Raw genomic sequence first — 5,733 nt, forward strand, 5'->3', positions numbered from 1 at the left:
ACACAGGCCGTCCAGGACATCGGCTTCAGGTCGACGTTGTAGGCGATCTTCTTGATGTAGACCGGGCGGTCGAAGGCGGAGAGCAGGTCGTCCTGCTCGGTCGCAGCTCCATCCTGCTGGCCGCCGGCGGCCAGATCACTCACCTCCACGGTCGTGGGAGCAGTCGTCGCGGGAGCGGTCTCGGTGGTTGCGGTCTCGGCGGGCGCGGCGCCGGCCTCCGTGGTCGTCAGGGCGTCGTTGGTCAGGGCCTCGACCATGTTTTCGCGCTCGCCCGACGTGTCGCCGAAGAACACGCCCGAGAACTCCTCCTTCGCGCGCCAGTCGTACTCGCGCGTCTTGAGCGGGTTCGTGCCCAGGAGCTCGTGGCGGTTGAAGCTCTCGTCAAAACGATTGAACAGCTGGTCGTACACCTGGCGCTGTTCCGCCACCTTCAGGAGCGGCAGGCGCATCAGGAACATGTTCACACCGGCGACGCCCGGGATCTCCAGGAAGTTCTCCGGCAGAGCCAGCTTCTTCGCGACCAGCGGCTCGTCCTGGACGTAGCTGCGGACAGCCTCCAGGCCGATCGAGTTGAAGAGATCGGGCACGTCCTTGATGAGCATCGCGTTCTCGCGGCTCGACCGGACGTTGGCGCTCATCTTCTCGAGCTTCCGGTTCTGCATCATCACGTAGCGCAGCTCGCCGTAGATGCCCGTGGTGCAAGTCTCCACCAGCGGGAAGGTGACCTGGTCATAGCGGTTCACGCGGCCGATCAGCTGGATGCGGTCGGTCACGTTCTCCGGGATCTGGTGCTCGAGCAACACGCGGCGCGAGCGATCGAGGAACTGAGGCGACGCATGCATCGACGCACCGGTGGCGGCCGAGCGGTTGATCAGCAGGGTCTGGATCTCGCCGTTGTTGAATGCGCGCTTGACGGCGTTGACTGCACGCTTGCTGCGCAGGCGCGGCACAACCTTCCACATGGTTCCGTCCATGCCGTCGGTGGTCGGCACGGTCGAGTTGGGGATACCCGTGGCCTGGAGGCCAAGCATCCGCCCGGGGTCGGGGGAATCGCCGTCCGCATGCGTTTTGGTCGGGGCGGGCATCCGTTCCAGAGAGAACGAGCGACCCGTGATCTCGCCCACGGTGATGCCCGCGTCGCGCAGCTTCTGCTCGATCACGTCGAAGGCGGACACCGGCAGCTCGGGAATCGCGTTGATCAGGCGCTCAAGTTCCGCAACCCCTTCCTGGAAGTGCTGGCGATCGGCGTCCGTCATACCAGGCAGATCCAGGATGGAGACGGTGCGGCGGGCAGAGACGACCTTCTTGCCGCGCTCACCGGGCTCCTCGACCGCCATCGGCGCGGCCGCGGCGAGCGCCTCGTCCAGGTTCACGGCATCGGCGTCGTCGGCAGCGGCGGCTTCTCCGTCGGTCTGAGGTTGCAGGTTGCGCAGGAACCGGGCCTCGCGCTGAGCGGCGACCATTTCGGCGCTCGGTACGGGCTGATCGCCCTCCTCGCCCTCCGCGTTCAATTGGGCGGCGGCGCGCGCGRTGGCGTCCGACAGGGCCGGAGCTTCCTCCTCCGGCTCGTCGGGGAGGTCCTCTTCCGTGATCTCGCGCTGGACGAAGGTCGTCAGGCGCGGCATCAGCACAGCCCGAACCGCGTCTCGGATAGTCGGCATCGTGATCGTCGATGGCAGGCCGCCGGCGGTGCGAGGTGCGGCGCCATCGGCCTGAGCCTGGGCGTCCGCCTGGGCCATCAGCATGCGCGTAAGTGCCTCGTTCGTGGCTTCCGACACGATCACCGGCTTCAGGCCGGCGCGGATGTGCTCGATCGCGCGGTCTGCGACTTGGTCAGCATTGAGCGCGCCCTGCACGGCCTTCATCACCTGGTACAGCACCGAGCCCGTGCCGAAGCTTGAGCTCATGATGCTCGCCCGTGCGACGGGAGTCTGCGCAGCCGCGTTCGTCTGGTCAACCATGGCGGCGCGAGCCTTCTTGGCCTTGCGAAGCACGCTGACGGCCTCGCGGTTGCCGCGCATGAAGATCTGCGACATGTCGCCGGCGAGGTAGGTCGCAGCGCCCAGCGCTTCGGCCACCGCATCGCTCACGCGCTCGTTGTGGGCGCGGCGTTCCTCGACCGTGTAGACGCTCACGTCCAGCTTGGAGAGGTCGTGTTCGCGGCGGATGAGCGCGCCTTCGGAAGCCAGCATCGAGCTGAGCACTTCCGAGAACGACTCGCCACCCTTCTTGATCGCTGCGGCCAGCGAGGCCACGTTCACGCTGTCCGGCAGCGCGCGCTGGTAGATGTGCAGGTTGTCTTCTGTCTTGCTCCAGGTCGCCGACGCGTACTGCACGCCCTTGGCGAGCCGGGCCATCTCGGAAATGTGGCTGGCAATCTGACTGTCGGAACCGGCCGCCACGTGGGCCTCGTCGAAGATGATGAGCGCGTTGCCGAGCTGGTTCTTCACCCACTGGGCCTTGTCGCTCTCGGCGCCGGCGATCTGCGAGTAGGTCAGGAAGCAGGTGTTGAGACCGGCATCCTCGAGCTTCATGCCACCATCGAGCATCGCCTTCGTACGCGCGGCAGCGAAGCCCTGGGCCAGCACCACCGGTTGTTCGCCGGGGCCCAGCTCCCAGGTGATTTCGCCGTCGGTGTTCATCACCATCGGACGGACACGGTCCCACTCGCCGATGGCCTTCAGGTCGCGCGCCAGGTCGGAGAACAGGTTCGCCTTGTCAGTGACGAAGAAGACGGGCTGGTTGCGGCGCAGCGCCCAGGCCATCATCGCGGCGAGCTGGCGGCCCTTGCCGATGCCGGTCTCGTCGGCCAGGATGCTTGCGTAGCCTTCGAGCTGGCGCACGATCATCATGGAGATGCCGTCGACCTGCTCGGGCGACAGACGCTTGGCCAGCGCGTTCTCGCCCCAGCCGAGTTCGCGCGTCACGAGTTCGTCCACTTGGCCGTAGAGCGATTCGATGCGGGTCATCGTGGCCTGCAGCGGGGCCTGCATGTTCGAAGGCACCATCGTGCGGGCTTCGCCCACGCGCGAGAACGCGATGTAGGGGCGCTGCACGCGGCCTTCGAGAGCCGCACGTTCGACGTCCACGCCTTGAGCCTGGGCGTCCAGGACCTCGGCGCGGGCCATCGCCTCGTCGACGGTGGTCTTCAGGTCGTCCCACGACGAGATGACCGGCAGGCTCGTAATCGGGGTCGGGAGGTCCACTCGACGGTTGACCACCGAGAGGATGCGCAGACCAGGGTTGTTCTCGGGAACGCCGGCCTTGCGCGAGAGGATCGGAGCGGTCTCGAACGCGCTCTGGATCTGGTAGCGCTCGTTGACCCTCTGCAGGAAGTTGCGCGAGGCTACCGACAGCTCGCCCGGCACCGCATCGGCGGCCAGGACGATGACGGCACGGCCGCCTTCCTTGAGCGAACGCAGCGAGTTGATCGCCAGCATGTAGTCCGAGCGGCGGCCATCGGCGCCGAGCACCGGATCCGCATTGATGAACATCGCATCCGCGCCGACTTCACGGCCAGGCGAGAACTCGCCGTCTTGCCATTCGGTGCTGGCGCGCAAATTGACGACGCTCGAGAGCGCCGACATGTCCTTCGTGCCGCGGTAGGCGCGAACCTTGGTGCCCTCGGGCAGGAAGGCGAAGCTGGCGCCATCGAAGGCGTTCGGCACCACGACCGTGAGCCCATCGGTGTCCCCCAGCAGGCGCTGGCTAGCCACCGAGATCGGCGCCGGCATCGTGCCGGTACCGCGCAGGTGACCACGGAACGGCGGCAGCATGTCTGTCAGGCGCGCCGACTCGCCGTAGGCGTCCTGGGCCACCTCGAATCCATCGCGCAGGTAGCGCAGAAGAGCGGTCTCGATCGCCGCGTGCACTTCGTCCTGCTGGTCGATCGTGAAGGTCGAGGTCTGCTCGCCGTTGGCAGTACCGTGCAGAGCCTGCAGGAAGCGGTCCATGTCCTCGCTGTGCTGGACTTCCCCGAGCACCATCGAGCGCACGAAGCCGTCGGCGCACTGGACCATCGAAAGGGTGCGGAACTCCTCGGTGCCGTCCATCGGGAGCCGCAGGAACACGTGCGGCTGGCTCTCGTCGGATTCGTCCACCCGGATCTCGGTGCCCTGGCCCGTGACCTTGATCACGTAGCGCGAGCCGGCGGCTTCGAAAACGCGCTCGCCGTCCGAGTTGCGGCCCAGGAGGATCGCGTTGTTGATGTCGATCGCCGCGGCGCGCTCTTCCTTGCTGGCCGGGCGCTCGTCGGGCTTGCGCGCGGTCTGCAGATTGAGCATGTAGCTCTCCGGCGTCATCTCGCGCACGGCTGCGTTCGGGAACACGGAGCGGAAGTCCGAGGGCTTCGGACGTTCGCCCGACTTCACGCGTCGGACGAGGTACTTGCGTGCACCGCCTGGATGGAAGCCGAGCTCAGTGATCGACTTGTTCCACGCAGGGTTGAGGTAGGACAGGCCCGTGACGAACAGGTGCAGGTGCGGATCGCCGCCCACCTCGATCGTTGCAATCTTCAGACGCGCACCAGACGCATCGTTGAGGTCAATCCACTTTGGCATCGCGCCCTACTCTCAGGAAAAAAGTGCGCACCCTCTGAGCGGCCCGGAATCCGGGGCCCAGGGTTGCGGCTTGTTCAGGGAAGATTGACATCCTCCCCGCCCTGTCCCATGGGGACTCGCTTGCGCTTCGAGGACGAGGATTCCTGCTGAGGCGTGCTGCGCGTTACGCACGGCCTGCCTCTTCGGAGGGTTCCTGCTTCTCAGGGGCTGCGTGCATCGTCCTTGCGGACGCTGCGCGTCTGACCACCCCTCCACAGACTGCGGGCTTCGTTCGAGAAGCCCAGACCGCGTGCCCCGCGGCCAGAATGTTCTTTGCGGCGTTGACGTCCGCATGTTCTGTGTGGCCGCATGCCACGCAGGCGAAGACGCTTTGCGTCTTCCTGTTTTCGGCCGCCTCGTGCCTGCAGACGCTGCACGTGCGGCTGGTATAGGCCGGATTCACGGGTAGCACCTGTCCGCCCACGGCGGCCAGCTTGTACTCGAGCTGGCGCCTGAGCTCGCCCCATGCGGCATCGAGGATGCCGCGATTGAGGCCGGCCTTCTGGCGCACCTGCTTGCCCGGCTTCTGCGTGCTGCCGCGCGCCGAGGCGCTCATCGCAGCCACGCGCAGGTCCTCGATCGCGATCACGGGGTGCTCGGCCGCCAAGCTGTTGGTGAGCTTGTGCAGCCAGTCGTTGCGCTGCTGCGCGATGCGCTTGTGCAGCGCGCGCAGCTTGACGACCGCCTTCTTCCTGTTGCACGAACCCTTCACCTTGCGGCTCACGCTGCGCTGGTAGCGCCGCAGGCGCCGCTGCTGCGCCTTCATCGCCGCAAGCGGCTCGATGAGTCGCCCGTCCGATAGGCCCGCGAAGTTCGTCACGCCCAAGTCGATGCCGAGCGTCGGCGCGATGCCGGCCGCCGGCAAGACGCCGGGCTGCCGCGTCTGGATCGCCACATACCAGCGGTCCCCCTCGCGGGCGACGCTGGCATTGCGCAGCTCGCCAGAGACCTCCCGGCTCATGCGCATGCGCACCCATCCAAGTTTCGGGAACTGGAGGCGCCCATTGGGCGCGTCCAGTTTGAATTGATTGCGATCCGGGAAGCGAATGCCGGGCTCCTCCCCCCGCTTCWTGAAGCGSGGGTAGCCGGGTTTTTTCCCCGCCTTCACGTTCGCGAAGAAGGTCTGGAACGCCGC

At 66.6% G+C, this 5,733-nt stretch carries 2 protein-coding genes; both read right to left on the reverse strand.

Going from position 1 to position 5,733, the window contains the following annotated elements; all coding sequences use genetic code 11:
* Positions 1 to 4,559, reverse strand: a 4,559-nt coding sequence (locus tag AC1DY5_RS39400) for a strawberry notch C-terminal domain-containing protein (protein WP_478119886.1), incomplete at its 3' end; no start/stop codon positions are given.
* Between the two features lie 163 nt (positions 4,560 to 4,722).
* Positions 4,723 to 5,733 (reverse strand): RNA-guided endonuclease InsQ/TnpB family protein (locus tag AC1DY5_RS39405; RefSeq protein ID WP_478119887.1); only part of this gene is annotated, 1,011 nt, incomplete at its 5' end.

The sequence above is a fragment of the Variovorax sp. P4_D9 genome, assembly GCF_056401695.1.